Here is a 14821-nt window from a genome sequence, read left to right on the forward strand (position 1 = left end):
GCACCCACCTTCGCAGCGCATCGGTGACACCTGTCTGTCACCATCGTCCGGTGAACAGGACGGAACGTCTCTACGCGATCGCGGAGGAGCTCCGGCGGGCGGGGCGGACCGGGACGACGGGTCCACGCCTCGCGGCGGCGCTCGAGGTGAGCGAGCGGACGATCAAGCGTGACGTGGCCGCGCTGCAGCAGGCCGGTCTGACGATCTGGGCCCAGGCCGGCCCCGGCGGTGGCTACGTGCTCGACCCGAGCGCGTCGCTGCCGCCGGTCAACTTCACGCCCGGCCAGGCGGTCGCCGTCGCGGTCGCGCTCGCGACGCTCCCGCCCGGCAGCCCGTTCGCGGTCGACGCGCTCGCGGCGCGCGGGAAGGTCTGGGACGCGCTCGCGGCCGGCGACCGCGAGCGGGCCGAGGCGCTGGCTGCGCGGGTGTGGGTCCGCCACGACGCCCCGGACGCGTCGCCGGACGCCCCCGCCGCAGCGGGTGGGGACGTCGTGGGGCGCGCCCGGTCGCACCTCGGGGTGCTGCGCGCCGTCGAGCAGGCGCTCGCCGGGTCGCGCGTCCTCGCGGTCCGCTACCGCGACGGCCGGGGCGCGACGTCGTCGCGCCGGGTCGAGCCCGTGCTGCTCGCGCACACCGACGGGCGCTGGTACCTCGTCGCGTGGTGCCGGTCGCGCGAGGCGATCCGCTGGTTCCGGTTGGAGCGCGTCGAGCGCGCCGACCTCACCGCCGAGACGTACGCGCCCCGTCCGGTCGCGGACGTCGGGGAGCCGCCCGTCGGCGCGACGGCGGTCTACGACCCCGACGCGGGCTGACGAACCTCAGCCGGGCGCCGCACCAGGTCGAGGACGGCCCCTGCGAACGCCTCGGGTGCCTCGGCGGGCAGGTCGTGACCCGCGTGCGGCACCTGGCGGTGCTCGCGCGGTCCGGCGAAGAACCGTGCCGTCGCCGACCCGTCCGTCGCGGGGAAGTTGCCGTCGGCGAGCCCGTCGAGGGTGATCGTCGGGACGCCGATCCGGGGCAGCGCCGCGAGGCGTCGCTCGAGGTCCTCGTACGCGGGGTCACCCGGCGCGAGCCCGAGCCGGTGGCGGTAGGAGTGGATGACGACGTCGACGTAGCCGGGGTTGTCGAAGGCCTCGGCGGTGCGCGCCAGCTCGGCCTCGGTGAACGACCTCTCGGGTGAGTTGCGCGTCCACAGCACGCGCGCGATCTCCGCGCGGTTCTGCGTCAGCCCCCGCCGACCGCGCTCGGTCGCGAAGTACCAGAAGTACCAGAACCCGGCCTCCAGGTCGGGCCGGATCGGCGTCTGGGCGGCGGCGACGTCCTGCACGAGGTAGCCGTTGACCGAGACCAGGCCGCGGACGCGCTCGGGCCAGAGCGCCGCGACGACGCACGCGGCGCGCCCGCCCCAGTCGTAGCCGGCGAGCACCGCCGAGCCGATGCCGAGCGCGTCGAGGAGCGCGACGAGGTCGGCGCCCAGCGCGGCCTGCTGGCCCGAGCGCACCGCGCCGGGCTCCCGGAACGTCGTGGGGCCGTGACCGCGCAGGTACGGGACGACCACGCGCAGCCCCTCGGCGGCGAGCGACGGGACCACGTCGACGTAGCTGTGCACGTCGTACGGGTAGCCGTGCAGGAGCACCACGGGCGGTCCGGCGGGGTCGCCCGCCTCCACGTACCCGACGGTGAGCGGCCCGGCGTCGACCGTCGAGACGGGTCCGAGCGCGGTGGTGGCGATCATCGTCGTCTCCTCGCGGTTCCGCGGCGCCGTCAGGCCGCGGCCCTGCGCGAGGCGGCGAGGGCGGCGAGCACGGTGCGCGCGACCCGGTCCGGCGCGGAGACCGCGACGGCGTGCGACGCACCCTCCACCTCGTCCACGCCGCGCGCGGCGGCGCGCTCCGCCATCCAGCGGTGCGCGGCGACGGGGATGTTGCGGTCCTCGGAGCCGAACACGAACCAGGACGGGACGGCCTTCCAGGCCGGCGTGCCGGCGAGCAGGCCTTGGTTCAGCGCGACGTCCGTGACGGGGCGCTGCGTCCGGGCGGCGACGTACGCGGTCTCCTCCGGGACGTCCGCGGCGAACTGCGCGTGGTACGCGTCGGGCCGGATCCACAGGTCGTCGACGTCGTCCACGAGCGACGTGCTCTCCAGCGCGTCGGCGAGCGTGCTGCCGGGGAACCGGCCGGCGAGGTCGACCGCGCTCTCGCCCGTGTCGGGGGCGAACGCGGCGACGTAGACGAGACCGACGACGTCCCGCAGCCCCTCGGCCGCAGCCTCCGTGACGACCATGCCGCCGTAGGAGTGGCCGACGAGCACGAGCGGGCGGCCGGCGTCGCCGACGGCGTCACGCAGGTACTGCGCGTCGGTCACGACGCTGCGCAGGGGGTTCGCGAGGGCGAGGCTGTCGACGTCGTGCGCGCGGAGCCGGGCGATCACGCCCGACCAGCTCGCGGACTCGGCGAACGCGCCGTGCAGGAGCACGACGAGCGGGTTCTCGGGCATGGCTCTCTCCTCCGTCGGTCGGCGGACGGACCGGGCGAGTCGCCACGGGGCGTCCTGATGACCGTTCGACCGAGGAGGGACGGCGGGCGTGACACCGCCGCTGGCGTCAGTCCCCGCGCAGCACGCAGAACTCGTTGCCCTCGACGTCGGCCATGACGACGAACGTGTCCGCCTCGCCCTGCCCGACGTCGACGCGGCGTGCGCCGAGCCCCTCGAGCCGCGCGACGTCGGCGGCCTGGGTCGACGAGGAGAAGTCGAGGTGCACGCGGTTCTTGACGGCCTTGCCCTCGGGGACCCGCTGGAAGACGAGGCTCGGCGGTCCGAGGACCGTCTCGCCGTCGCGCGGGTAGAGCACGGCCTCGCCGTGCGGTCCGGTCTCGCGCCCCGTCCAGCCGAGCGCGGCCTGCCAGAAGTCCGCCACGACGGCGGGGTCGGCGCAGTCGACGACGGCGCCGCTGAAGGTGAGTGTCATGCGGTCAGTGTGACGTGCGCCACCCACAGGGACGCGTCGCGTCGAGAGTGCGGCGTCAGGCCGCGTCGGCGTCCGGCTCGACGAGCCGCCCGACGAGCGCGGGCAGCCAGTCCGCGGCCTGCGCGCGCTGGACGGCGTCGTCGCCGTCGGGGGTGAGGAACGCGTCGCGCGCCGCGGACGTGTAGGCGCTGATGAGCACGCGCGTGGCCGCGGCGGCGTCGATCGCGAAGCGCATCCCGACGCTCGTGAGCACACGCGTGAGGATGTCCGCGAGCTCCGTGCGGAACGACTCCTCCTGGTCCGCGAACCGCTCCGCGACCTGCGGGTCGCGCAGCGCGAGCAGCTCGAGCTCCGCGCTCATGAGGCACCACCGACGCTCGTCGCGCGGGTCCGCCATGACGGCCGCGACGATCGTGGCGATCGCCTCGGGGGCGATGACCCCGTCGCGCACGGGGTCGTCGGGCAGGTGCTCGACGGCGGCCTCGAGGCTCCGCATCCGCATCCGGATCTCGCGCTCGGTGAGGGCGAGGAACAGCGACTCCTTGGTGTCGAAGTTCGAGTAGAACGCGCCGCGCGTGAAGCCCGCCGCCTCGCAGACGGCCTCGATCGATGTGCCGTTGATGCCGTGCTCGGCGAACAGCCCGTAGGCGGCGTCGAGCAGGCGCTCGCGGGTGCGCTCGCGGCGGGGGGACAGCGGGGCCTCGCTCTCGGTGCCGCGGTCGACTCGGGTCGGGTCGAGGTCGGTGGTCACGCCGCACATGCTCCCACTGTCGGACGGCGCCACCCGCACGGGCAGCCTTGCGATACACGAGTGTATCCGATACGGTCGCGCATCGGATACAGCGGCGTATCCTGAAATCCGTCTGCACTCTCCCCGGGAGGCCGCTCGTGTCCTCAGCGCTGTACTCGCTCGGCCGCTGGGCGGTCGGGGCGCGCCGGCTCGTCCTCGCCGCGTGGATCGGGATCCTCGTCCTCGCGGGCGCGCTCGCCGGCCTCGTCGGCCAGGGCCTCGACGACGAGGTGACCATCCCCGGCACCGAGTCCCAGGCGGCGCTCGACCGCCTCGCCGCCACGTTCCCGCAGGTCAGCGGTGCGTCCGCCCAGGTCGTCGTGGTCGCGCCCGACGGCTCCACCATCGAGGACGACGCCGTCCGCGCACCCGTGGAGGACGCCGTCACCGCGCTCGGCGACGTCGACGGCGTCGCCGCCGTCACCTCGCCCTACGACGACACCATGACGGCGTCGATCAGCGACGACGAGGTCGCGACGCTCATGACCATCCAGCTCGACGAGGGCCAGAGCGAGGTCACGGACGCCACGAAGGACGCGCTCGGCGACGTCGTCGACGACCTGGCGGCGGCCCTGCCCGACGGCGCCCAGGCCGCGCTCGGCGGACAGCTCTTCAGCACCGAGTTCCCCACGCTCACCGTCACCGAGGCGCTCGGCCTCCTCGTCGCGCTCGTCGTGCTCGTCCTCACCTTCGGCTCGTTCGTCGCGGCCGGGCTGCCGCTCCTCAACGCCGTCGTCGGGGTCGGCGTGAGCATGGGCCTGCTGTTCGCCGCGACCGCCGTCGCGCAGATCAACTCGACGACCCCGATGCTCGCCGTCATGCTCGGCCTCGCCGTCGGCATCGACTACGCGCTCTTCATCGTGTCCCGGCACCGCGACGAGCTCGCGAGCGGTCTGCGCGTCGAGGAGGCCGCCGCCCGCTCCGTCGCGACGGCGGGCTCCGCCGTCATCTTCGCCGGCCTCACCGTGATGATCGCGCTCGTGGGCCTCGGCGTCGCCGGCATCCCGTTCCTCACCGTCATGGGCGTCGCCGCCGCCGTCGGCGTCGGGCTCGCGGTCCTCGTCTCGATCACGCTGCTGCCCGCCATGCTGGGGTTCGCGGGCGAGCGGCTCCGCCCGAAGGCACCCCGCCGTCGTGGGCGTGGGCGTGGGCGTGGGCGACGGCGTGCGGTCGCGGTAGCGGACGGCGGAGGGCCGGCCGCGGCGACCGGGTCGCCCGGGCGACGGAGCGGACGAGCGGCGGCTGCGCCCGAGGATGCGAAGGGCGTGGCGGGCCTGGCGGGAGCATCGCGAGGAACGAGCGATGCGGATGGTAGCCCGAGCACCTCGGGCGCAGCCGCCGCGGACCCGACCACAGACGCCGTGAGCTCGACGACGACCGCAGAGCACCGCAACCGGTTCTTCGCCGGGTGGGTGCGGACGGTCACGCGGATCCCGCTGCTGACGATCGGGCTCGTCGTCGCGGCGATCGTGCTGCTGACGCTGCCGGCGCGGGACCTGCAGCTTGCGCTGCCGGACGCGGGGACGCTGCCCGAGGACAACCAGGCGCGCGTCACGTACGACCTGGTGTCGGAGCACTTCGGGCCTGGCTTCAACGGGCCGCTCATCGTCACGGGGACGATCGTCACGTCGACGGACCCGGCCGGGCTCATGGACGACCTGGGCGACGAGATCGCGGACCTGCCGGGCGTGGCGGACGTCCCGCTCGCGACGCCGAACCTCACCGCGGACACGGGCATCGTGCAGGTCGTGCCGACGGGCGCGCCGGACTCCGAGGAGACCAAGGACCTCGTCACGGAGATCCGCGCGCAGCACGACCACTTCCTCGACGAGTACGGCGTGGACCTCGCGGTCACGGGGTTCACGGCGGTCGGGATCGACGTGTCCGCGAAGCTGGGGGCGGCGCTGCTGCCGTTCGCGTTCGTCGTCGTGGGCCTGTCGCTCGTGCTGCTGACCATGGTGTTCCGGTCGATCGCGGTCCCCGTCAAGGCGACGCTCGGCTACCTGTTCTCGGTGGGCGCGGCGTTCGGCGTCGTGACGCTCGTGTTCGAGCACGGCTTCCTCGCGGACGCGCTCCACGTCACGCGGCTCGGCCCGGTCATCTCCTTCATGCCGATCGTGCTCATGGGCGTGCTGTTCGGCCTCGCGATGGACTACGAGGTCTTCCTCGTGGCGCGCATCCGCGAGGACTACGTCCACTCGGGCCAGGCGCGACGGTCGATCTTCACGGGGTTCCAGGCGTCCGCGAAGGTCGTCACCGCGGCGGCGGTCATCATGTTCGCCGTGTTCGTGGCGTTCGTGCCCGAGGGCGACATGAGCCTCAAACCCATCGCGCTCGGGCTCGCGGTCGGCGTCCTCGTCGACGCGTTCGTCGTGCGCATGACCCTGGTGCCCGCCGTGCTCGCGATGCTCGGCGACAAGGCGTGGTGGATGCCGCGCTGGCTCGACCGGGTGCTGCCGTCGTTCGACGTCGAGGGCGAGGGGCTGTCCAAGGAGCTCGCGCTCGCGGACTGGCCGGAGCCCGGCAGCACGGACGCCGTCGTCGCCCACGACCTCGTGGTCGCCGCGGCGCACGGGCCCCTCGCGGACCCGGTCACGGTCCGCGTGCCTGACGGCGGGTCGCTCGTCGTGCACGGGACGTCGCCCGCGGCGGTGTCAGGGGTCGTGCTGGCGCTCGCGGGACGGCTCAGGCCGGCCGCCGGCGCGCTCAAGGTGACGGGCCTCGTCCTGCCCGAGCGCGCACTGAGCGTGCGCCGCCGGGTCGCCCTCGTCGACCTCGCGGCCGACGTCGCGGCCCTGCCCGGGGACGCGCCCGCGCCCGCCGCGCACCGCGTGCCTGCGGCGGCGAGCGTCGCCGCGCTGCTGCGCGAGGACCCGCGGCTGCTCGCCGTCGTCGGGACGGACGCCGTCACGTCGCCCGCCGAGCGCGCCGCCCTGTCCGAGGTGCTCGCCCGGGCGGCCGAGCGCGGCACGGCGGTCGTCCTCGGCGCCGTCGGGCCTGCGCCGACCGACCTCGCCCCACCGGGGACGCAGGTGCTCGACCTGCACGCCCCCGACCCCGCCCACGCGGTGCCCGCCCCCGCCGACCCGGCGTCCGCCGTCGGCCCGCGCACCGAGGAGGTGCCCGCATGAGCGTCTTCCCGCCCGACACGGTGCAGACCGACCCGACCACCCCGGACGCTCCGTCGCCCGCCGGCGCCCGGACCCGGGTCGACGCGCGACGCGTGTGGACCGTGGCCGCCGCCGTCGCGCTGCCGCTCGCGGTGCTCGGCCTGCTGCTGTGGGCGCTGTGGGACCCGCAGGAGCGGCTCGACACGGTGAAGGCGGCGATCGTCAACCTCGACGAGCCCGTCGAGGTCGACGGCCAGACGGTCCCGCTGGGCCGCCAGCTCACGGCCGGGCTGGTGAGCGGCGGTGCGGCTTCGACGGACACCGGGCCGGTCGCCGTCCAGCCCGACCCCGGCACGACGAACTACGACTGGGTCATCACCGACGCCGACGACGCCGCGTCCGGGCTCGCCGACGGCACGTACTCCGCCGTCGTGACGATCCCGGAGGACTTCTCCGCCGCGGCCACGTCGTTCAGCGGCGACGCGTCCGACGCGACCCAGGCCACGCTGACCGTCGAGACGGCGCCCGGCGGACGGGTCGTGGACGAGGCGCTCGCGCGCATCGTCACGACGACCGCGACCTCCGTGCTCGGCACGACGCTCACCGAGAACTACGTCGACGGCGTGCTCGTCGGCTTCACGACCCTGAACGAGCAGCTCGGCGAGGCCGCGGACGGCGCCGACCAGCTCGCCGACGGCGCGTCCCAGGCGAACGACGGGGCGACGCAGCTCGCGTCCGGCGCGGGCGAGCTCGCGACCGGCGCCGGGGCGCTCGCGTCCGGGGTCGGCGAGCTCGGCTCGGGCGCGGACCGGCTCGCGTCCGGCGCGGGCGACCTCGCGACCGGGGCGCAGGGCGTCGCCACCGGGTCGCGGCAGGTCGCGGACGGGGTCGCGCAGTCCGCGTCCGGCGCGGGCTCGCTCGCGTCCGGCGCCCAGGGTCTGGCCGACGGCGTCACGGGCGTCTCGGGTGGCGCGTCCGACCTCGCGAGCGGGCTCGGCACGCTCGACGCCTCGATCTCGGCCGTCCCTCTCCCCGGCGGAGGGTCCACGTCGCTCCCGGCGCTCGGGACCCGGCTCGCGACGGGCTCACGAGACGTCGCCGGCGGGCTCGCGCAGGTCGTCGCCGGGATCGAGCAGCAGAAGGTCCAGGCGGGGTGCGCGGCCGACCCGACGTCGCCCGCCTGCGTGGCGCTCGACCAGCAGCTCGCCGCGCTGCGGCCGCTCGCGGTCGGCGCGGCCGAGGTCGCGGCGGGCAACGCCGCCCTGGCAGGGGCGCCGTCGGGCGCGAACGGGCCCACCGGGCTCTACGCCCTCGCGGCCGGGGTCGACCAGGCCGCGCAGGGCGCGGACCGGCTCGCGAGCGGGGCGGCGCAGACCGCCACGGGCGCGACGGGCGTGGCCGGGGGAGCGCGCGACCTCTCGACGGGGCTGGGGCAGCTTGCGACCGGCGCCGACCAGGTGGCCGACGGCGCGGCACAGCTCGCCGGCGGGGCGGGCGAGCTCTCGACGGGGGCGGAAGGGCTCGCGACGGGTGTCGGGGCGCTCGGGACGGGCGCCGACCAGCTCGCGACCGGGACCCAGGACCTCGCGACGGGCGCGGGCGACCTCGCGGGCGGCGTCGGGCAGCTCGCGGACGGGACGACCGAGCTCGCCCAGGGCCTCGGCGACGCGACGGAGCAGATCCCCTCGTACACGGACGCCGAGCGGGAGAACCTCTCCACGGTCGTCGCGGACCCCGTGGCCGCTCCCGGCGTCGAGGACCTCGGCACCGGGTCGACCGGTCCGCTGTTCGCGGTCCTCGCCCTGTGGCTCGGTGCGCTCGCGATCTTCGTCGCGTTCCCGCCGGTGCCCGCCAAGCTCATCGGGTCGACGCGGACCGCGGGGCGGCTCGCGCTCGCCGCGCTCGCGCTGCCCGCGGGGATCGCCGCCGCGACCGGCCTCGTGGTCGGCGGCGTCCTCGCCGCGGTCGAGGGGGCGAGCGCGGGCGGCTGGATCGGTCTGCTCGCGACCGGGGCGCTCGCGTCGGTGGTCTTCGTCGCGCTCAACCAGGCGCTCGCCGCGCTCCTCGGGAACGTGGGGCGGGCCATCAGCCTGCTCGTCGCGGTGCTGCTCGTCGCGACCGGCATCGTCGCGACCGTCCCGCCCGCGCTCACGGGCCTGCGCGACGTCCTGCCGGTCGGCTCGGCGCTCCGCCTGCTCACGTCGATCGTCGACCCCGGGGCGGCCGGGGGAGCGGGTGACGCCGTCGCGCTGGTGCTCTGGGGCCTCGCGTCGGTGGCGGTGACGACGCTCGTCGTCGCCCGCCGCCGGTCCATCCGCGTGGAGCAGCTGCTCCGCGCCTGAGCCGGGGTCTGGCGCCGAGCGCCGCCGGCACGACAGGATGCCCCGCATGACGCACGGGGGCACGGCAGCGGGACGACGGTGGACCAGGCGCGCGGGACGCCTCGCGAGCGTGCTGGGGGTCGCCGCGGCGGTCGTCGGCGCGAGCCTGCTCGTCGCGTGGGCGAACCGGTGGTACGTCGCGGAGATGTTCGCGCGGTCCGCGGGCGAGCCGGAGGGCGCGGACTGGTGGTACGTGTACGACCGTCTGCACCAGGCGCACGCGACGCTCGTCGCGGCGGTCGTCGCGCTCGCCGTCGCGGGGCTGCTCGGGGCCGTCGGCCGTCGGGCGCGGAGCCCGCGGCCGGGTCCTGCCCTCGAGGCCACCCGATCCTGATCGCGCCGTGTCACCGGCTGCGTCGGCGTGGCGCGGTGCGGGTGTGGGCGGCTGCCGTCAGACTCGCTCGGCAGGACGCGGACGGCGGGAGCCGTCCGTCGGGCGAGGGGACGGTGCACCGATGGACCAGCAGAAGGCACGAGAGATCAAGTCGCAGCTCGCGGACTACGCGCGCGAGCTCGCGGAGCGGTCGGGCCTGCCGGGCCGGTCGGGCACCGCGATCGAGGCGCGCGACGTGCCCGACGCGGCGGAGGTCGTGCGCGCGCCCACCCTCGCGATCGGCCTCGCCCCGCACGACGACGGCGGGTACGCCATCGCGGTCCGGTACCGGCTGGGCGTGCCGACGGCGCGCAGCATCGCGCGCAAGGTCGCGTCGGAGGCGGGGGACACGGTCGACGTGCGGCGCACGGGCCGCATCCGCCCGCTGACCGGCGCAGGTCGGGGTGGTGGTGGCGAGAGCGGGCCCGGCCTGCGGCCTCCGGTCGTCACGGCCTACGCGACCGGCGAGACCGGCCGGGTGCGGCCGCTGCGTCCGGGCGTCTCGATCGCCCACGTGGACGTCACCGCCGGGACGCTCGGCGCGTTCGTGCGCCTCGGCGAGCCGCCCGTGGAGGGCGCGGACGCGGCGTCGGTCTACGCGCTCTCGAACTGGCACGTGCTCGCGGGGTCGCCGTCCGCGCGGGTCGGGGACGTCGTCGTGCAGCCCGGTCCCGCCGACGGCGGCAGCGCGCCCGACGACCGCGTCGGGACCCTCGCCGCGCTCGTCCCGCTGGAGGCGGGCGTCACGCAGACCGTCGACGCCGCCGTCGCGCTCCTCGACGACCCGACCGTGGACGCGGAGTACCCCGTCGGCCGGGTCACGGAGACGGCGGTCGCGCTGGGCGGCGAGGCGGTCGGCAAGTCCGGCCGGACCACGGGCGTCACGACGGGCCGCGTCACGGCGATCGAGCTCGACGACGTCGTGGTGGGCTACGGCGACGGCCTCGGCGCGCTGCGGTTCGACGACCAGATCGAGGTCGAGTCGACGGGCGACGGGCCGTTCTCGCGCGGCGGCGACTCGGGGTCGCTCGTGTACCGGGAGGACGGGGTCGCGCTGGGGCTGCTGTTCGCGGGGTCGGAGACGGGCGGTGCGAACGGCACCGGGCTCACGTACTGCAACCCGATCGGGACGGTGCTGGAGCGGCTCGGCGCGACGCTGCTCGACTGACCGCGCCCGGCACGGGCTCCTGGCCCTGCCGCGAACGCCCCGACGGGCGCACAATGGGTCCGGGAGGTGGTTCGCCGTGGCGACCCTCGAACGAGCCCGCGAGGCCAAGGCCGCGCTCCGCGACGAGCTGGCAGGCCTCGACGGCGTGACCGGCGTCGGGATCGCCCGCGCCGACGCGTCGGGCGCGCCCGTGCGCGGTCCGCGGGCGCAGGACGTCGTCGACGACTGGTTGCTGCGCGTCAACGTGACCTCCGACGAGGTCGACGTCCCCGAGACCGTCGACGGTGTCGAGGTCGAGGTGCGCGTCGTCGGCCAGGTGAGCGCCTCGCGCGCCTGAGCCTCACGCGCGGGGCGTGCCCGGCACCGCACCAGGAGGTGCAGCACCGGGCACGGGAGGTCCCGATCTCGCGGTCCTGCGGTCAGACGCCGGCGAGCTGCGCGGTCGGCGTGGTCGGGGTGGTGGCCGTCGGGGCCGGGCTCGTGGCCCGGCTGGAGAACGACCGCAGCCGCAGGCTGTTGCCCACGACGAAGACGCTGGAGAACGCCATCGCGGCTCCCGCGAGCATGGGGTTGAGCAGGCCGAGCGCGGCGAGCGGGATCGCGGCGACGTTGTAGGCGAAGGCCCAGAACAGGTTCACCTTGATCGTGCCGAGCGTCCGCCGCGCGAGGCGGATCGCGTCGGCCGCGGAGCGCAGGTCGCCCCGCACGAGCGTGATGTCGGCGGCCTCGATCGCGACGTCCGTGCCCGTCCCCATGGCCAGGCCCAGGTCCGCCTGGGCGAGGGCCGCGGCGTCGTTCACGCCGTCGCCGACCATCGCGACGACCTTGCCCTCCCCCTGGAGCCGGCTGACGACGTCGACCTTGTCGCGCGGCAGGACCTCGGCGATCACCTCGTCGATGCCGACCTCGGCCGCGATCCGGCGCGCGACGGTCGCGTTGTCGCCGGTGAGGAGCACCGGGGTGAGGCCGAGGGAGCGGAGCTGGCGGATCGCCTCGGCGCTCGTGGGCTTGACCGCGTCGGCCACCACGAGGATCCCGCGGGCGCGCCCGTCCCATCCGACGACGACGGCCGTGCCGCCCTGCTCCTCGGCGCGGGCCTTGGCGTCGGCGAGGTCCCGGGGGAGGTGCTGCGCCCACTCGGCGAGGAGGGACTCGCGGCCCACGAGGACGGCGTGCCCGTCGACGACGCCCTGCACGCCCTTGCCCTCGACGTTGGTGAACTCCGCGGGCACGGGGAGAGCGCCGACCTCCTGGACGGCGCCCCGGGCGATCGCCCGGGCGACCGGGTGCTCGGACACGTCCTCGAGCGCCCCGGCGAGGCGCAGGAGCTCGGCGCGGTCGACGCCGGCCCCGGTGACGACGTCGGTCAGCGTCATGACGCCCGTCGTCACGGTCCCCGTCTTGTCGAGCACGACCGTGTCCACGGAGCGCGTGGACTCCAGGACCTCCGGGCCCTTGATGAGGACGCCCATCTGCGCGCCGCGCCCCGTCCCGACGAGCAGCGCCGTCGGGGTGGCGAGGCCGAGGGCGCACGGGCACGCGATGATGAGCACCGCGACGGCGGCCGTGAACGCGGCCGAGGCGGGCGCGCCCGCGCCGAGCCACGCACCGAGGGTGCCGACGGCGATCGCGATGGCGATCGGGACGAAGACGGCCGAGACGCGGTCGGCCAGCCGCTGGACCTGGGCCTTGCCGGACTGGGCGTCCTCGACGAGCCGGGCCATCTGCGCGAGCTGGGTGTCGCCGCCGACGCGCGTGGCGCGCACGACGAGGCGTCCGCCCGCGTTGACGGTCGCGCCGGTGACGGCGTCGCCCTCGCCCACCTCGACGGGGACGGACTCGCCCGTGAGCATCGAGGCGTCGACGGCGGACGTGCCGGCGACGACCGTGCCGTCCGTGGCGATCTTCTCGCCGGGGCGCACGACGAACTCGTCGCCCACGGCGAGCTCGGAGATCGGGATGCGGGTCTCGGCGCCGTCGCGCAGCACCGCCACGTCCTTGGCCCCGAGCTCGAGCAGGGCGCGCAGCGCGGCGCCCGCCTGCCGCTTGGACCGCTTCTCGAAGTAGCGGCCGGCGAGGATGAAGGTCGTGACGCCGGCCGCGACCTCCAGGTAGATGTTCCCGGCGCCGTCGGTGGGCGCGACGGACAGCGTGAACGGGTGCGTCATGCCCGGCTCCCCGGCCGTGCCGAGGAACAGCGCGTAGAGGGACCACAGGAACGCGGCGCCGGTCCCCACGGAGATGAGGGTGTCCATCGTCGCCGCGCCGTGGCGCAGGTTGGTCCACGCGGCGCGGTGGAACGGCCAGGCCGCCCACACCACGACCGGCGCGGCGAGCGCGAGGCTGGCCCACTGCCAGTACGTGAACTGGAGCGCGGGGACCATCGCCATCGCGATGACCGGCACCGAGAGCACCACGGCCCCGACCAGGCGCTGCCGCAGCGCGGTGAGCTCGGGGTCGGCGTCCTCCGCCTCGGCCGGCTCCGGGACCTCGGGGTCCTCGACGCGGGGGAGCTGGGCGGTGTAGCCCGTCTTCTCGACCTCGGCGATGAGCGTGGCGGCGTCGACACCGTCCGGGACGGTGACCTTCGCCTTCTCCGTCGCGTAGTTCACGGTCGCGGTGACGCCCTCGAGCCGGTTGAGCTTCTTCTCGATCCGCATGGCGCACGAGGCGCACGTCATCCCGCCGATCTCGAGCTCGACGAACGTCCCCGGTGACGGGGCGGCCGGTGCTGTCATGAGGTCCTCCTTCCGGCCCGGAAGCGCGCTGCCGGGCGTGCGGGTGCGGTCAGTGGTCGTGCGTGGCCGGGTCGTGACCGGTCGCGGGTGCGTCGTCCGGCGCGGGGGCGGGGGCGCCGTCGCCTGTCGCCTCGACGACGAACGCCGCCGTGCGTACCTGGCCCTCCACCTGGAAGTCGAGGTACAGCAGGTAACGGCCCGGGGTCGGCGCCTCGACGCCGAACGACACGGTCGGACCCGAGACCTGGCCCGCCTCCGGCTCGTCGCCCTCGGGGTGCACGTGCAGGTAGGCGAGGTCGCCGTCGCGCAGCGCGACGAGGTGACCGTAGGCGCCGAGGTAGGGCTCGAGCGTCGTGACCGGCTCGCCGTCGCGCGTGACCTCGACGGTCAGCCGGGAGACGGTCCCGGCCTCGAGGTGCCCGTCCAGCGCGACGTCGTACCCGTCGACCGACGCCGTGGTCGAGACCTCGGCGTCGCGGACCGGGGCGAGGTCGCCCGCGACGTCGACCGTGCGGGTGAGCGTGACGGCGTCGCCCGCGCTGGGCGCGGCGTCGGCGTAGACGCGGTAGGTCCCGGCGGCGTCCCAGGTCCAGGGGAGCGACCAGCGCCCGCCCGCGTCCATCACGGGGTGGACGTGCCGGAAGTGCGCGCCGTCGGAGCGTACGACGATCAGGTGGAGCCGCTGCTCGTGCGAGACGTCGAACTCCGTGACGGGCTCGCCCGCAGGGTCGGTGACGGTGAACGCCAGCTCTCCGGTCTCGCCCACGGTCGAGGGAGCCGTGACCTCGCCCAGCGTGTACCCGTCCTGCTCCAGGGACAGTCCGCGCGTCACGTCCGTTCCTCTCGTGCTCTCCTGCTCGGGGGTGTCGCCCGTGGCGACGTGCTGCTCGGGGGCGTGCGAGGCGGCCGGTGCCGGGGCTGCTCCCTCGGGGACGACGGCGGCGGCGACCGCGGCCGAGGCGGCGAACACGACGCCGAGCCCCACGGCGTACAGCCCGATCCGGGCGGGGGCTCTCATGGCACCCGTACCGCCTGGTACCCGGCCTCGTCGACGGCGGCCACGACCGCGGCGTCGTCGAGGGGCTGGTCGGCCGTGACGACGAGCCGACCGGTGGTCGCGCTGACGTCGATCGCGGTGACGCCGGGCACCTGCTCGACCTCCTCGCGCACCGACATCTCGCAGTGGCCGCAGGTCATGCCGGTCACCTGGTACTCGATCTCGACGATGCTCATCGCGCTCCTCCTCGTCTCGGATACCCCGGCGGGGTATCGAACGATCGTGAATATACCCAC

General features: G+C 75.6%; 13 protein-coding genes. 6 read left to right on the plus strand and 7 right to left on the minus strand.

Going from position 1 to position 14821, the window contains the following annotated elements:
• Nucleotides 1–50 precede the first annotated feature (50 nt).
• Nucleotides 51–812 (plus strand): helix-turn-helix transcriptional regulator, encoded by a 762-nt coding sequence (locus FB00_RS05595; RefSeq protein WP_047231863.1) that lies wholly within the window; start codon nucleotides 51–53, stop codon nucleotides 810–812.
• On the opposite strand, the gene FB00_RS05600 is transcribed toward FB00_RS05595, so the two are convergent.
• From FB00_RS05600 to FB00_RS05615, 4 genes are all read right to left on the minus strand, one after another.
• On the minus strand, nucleotides 791–1735 hold the full coding sequence (locus FB00_RS05600) for an alpha/beta fold hydrolase (protein WP_047231864.1): 945 nt from the start codon (nucleotides 1733–1735) through the stop codon (nucleotides 791–793). The genes FB00_RS05595 and FB00_RS05600 overlap by 22 nt on opposite strands.
• Before the next feature lie 29 nt (nucleotides 1736–1764).
• Complete coding sequence (locus FB00_RS05605; RefSeq protein WP_047231865.1) at nucleotides 1765–2496, minus strand: alpha/beta fold hydrolase; 732 nt, start codon at nucleotides 2494–2496, stop codon at nucleotides 1765–1767.
• 106 nt (nucleotides 2497–2602) lie between these two features.
• Nucleotides 2603–2968: a VOC family protein gene (locus FB00_RS05610; protein WP_047231866.1), complete on the minus strand. Its 366-nt coding sequence runs from the start codon at nucleotides 2966–2968 to the stop codon at nucleotides 2603–2605.
• A gap of 55 nt (nucleotides 2969–3023) precedes the next feature.
• Nucleotides 3024–3719 carry a TetR/AcrR family transcriptional regulator gene (locus FB00_RS05615; RefSeq protein ID WP_047232010.1) on the minus strand — a complete coding sequence of 232 codons (696 nt, stop codon included), beginning with the start codon at nucleotides 3717–3719 and terminating at the stop codon, nucleotides 3024–3026.
• A 137-nt stretch (nucleotides 3720–3856) separates the two neighbouring features.
• On the opposite strand from FB00_RS05615, the gene FB00_RS05620 reads away from it, so the two are divergent.
• From FB00_RS05620 to FB00_RS05640, 5 genes are all read left to right on the plus strand, one after another.
• Nucleotides 3857–6889 (plus strand): MMPL family transporter, encoded by a 3033-nt coding sequence (locus FB00_RS05620; protein ID WP_047231867.1) that lies wholly within the window; start codon nucleotides 3857–3859, stop codon nucleotides 6887–6889.
• Complete coding sequence (locus FB00_RS05625) at nucleotides 6886–9210, plus strand: YhgE/Pip domain-containing protein (RefSeq protein WP_052877469.1); 2325 nt, start codon at nucleotides 6886–6888, stop codon at nucleotides 9208–9210. Before FB00_RS05620 ends, FB00_RS05625 begins: the two co-directional genes overlap by 4 nt.
• Nucleotides 9211–9256: 46 nt before the next feature.
• Nucleotides 9257–9583: a hypothetical protein gene (locus FB00_RS05630; RefSeq protein ID WP_047231868.1), complete on the plus strand. Its 327-nt coding sequence runs from the start codon at nucleotides 9257–9259 to the stop codon at nucleotides 9581–9583.
• Between the two features lie 121 nt (nucleotides 9584–9704).
• Complete coding sequence (locus tag FB00_RS05635; protein WP_052877470.1) at nucleotides 9705–10790, plus strand: hypothetical protein; 1086 nt, start codon at nucleotides 9705–9707, stop codon at nucleotides 10788–10790.
• 76 nt (nucleotides 10791–10866) lie between these two features.
• Nucleotides 10867–11127, plus strand: a complete 261-nt coding sequence (locus FB00_RS05640; RefSeq protein WP_047231869.1) for a hypothetical protein — start codon at nucleotides 10867–10869, stop codon at nucleotides 11125–11127.
• Nucleotides 11128–11209: 82 nt separating this feature from the next.
• Here the strand turns inward: FB00_RS05640 and FB00_RS05645 are convergent, their stop codons facing one another.
• The 3 genes from FB00_RS05645 to FB00_RS05655 are packed head-to-tail and all read right to left on the minus strand — an operon-like array spanning nucleotide 11210 to nucleotide 14761.
• On the minus strand, nucleotides 11210–13528 hold the full coding sequence (locus FB00_RS05645; RefSeq protein ID WP_047231870.1) for a heavy metal translocating P-type ATPase: 2319 nt from the start codon (nucleotides 13526–13528) through the stop codon (nucleotides 11210–11212).
• Nucleotides 13529–13577: 49 nt separating this feature from the next.
• The gene (locus tag FB00_RS05650) at nucleotides 13578–14546 is read right to left on the minus strand and encodes a hypothetical protein (RefSeq protein ID WP_047231871.1); all 969 of its coding nucleotides are present in this window, start codon (nucleotides 14544–14546) and stop codon (nucleotides 13578–13580) included.
• Nucleotides 14543–14761, minus strand: a complete 219-nt coding sequence (locus FB00_RS05655) for a heavy-metal-associated domain-containing protein (RefSeq protein WP_047231872.1) — start codon at nucleotides 14759–14761, stop codon at nucleotides 14543–14545. The genes FB00_RS05650 and FB00_RS05655 overlap by 4 nt, the downstream gene beginning before the upstream one ends.
• Between the last annotated feature and the right edge of the window lie 60 nt (nucleotides 14762–14821).

The sequence above is a fragment of the Cellulosimicrobium funkei genome (genome assembly GCF_001019615.1).
Taxonomy (GTDB): domain Bacteria; phylum Actinomycetota; class Actinomycetes; order Actinomycetales; family Cellulomonadaceae; genus Cellulosimicrobium; species Cellulosimicrobium cellulans_E.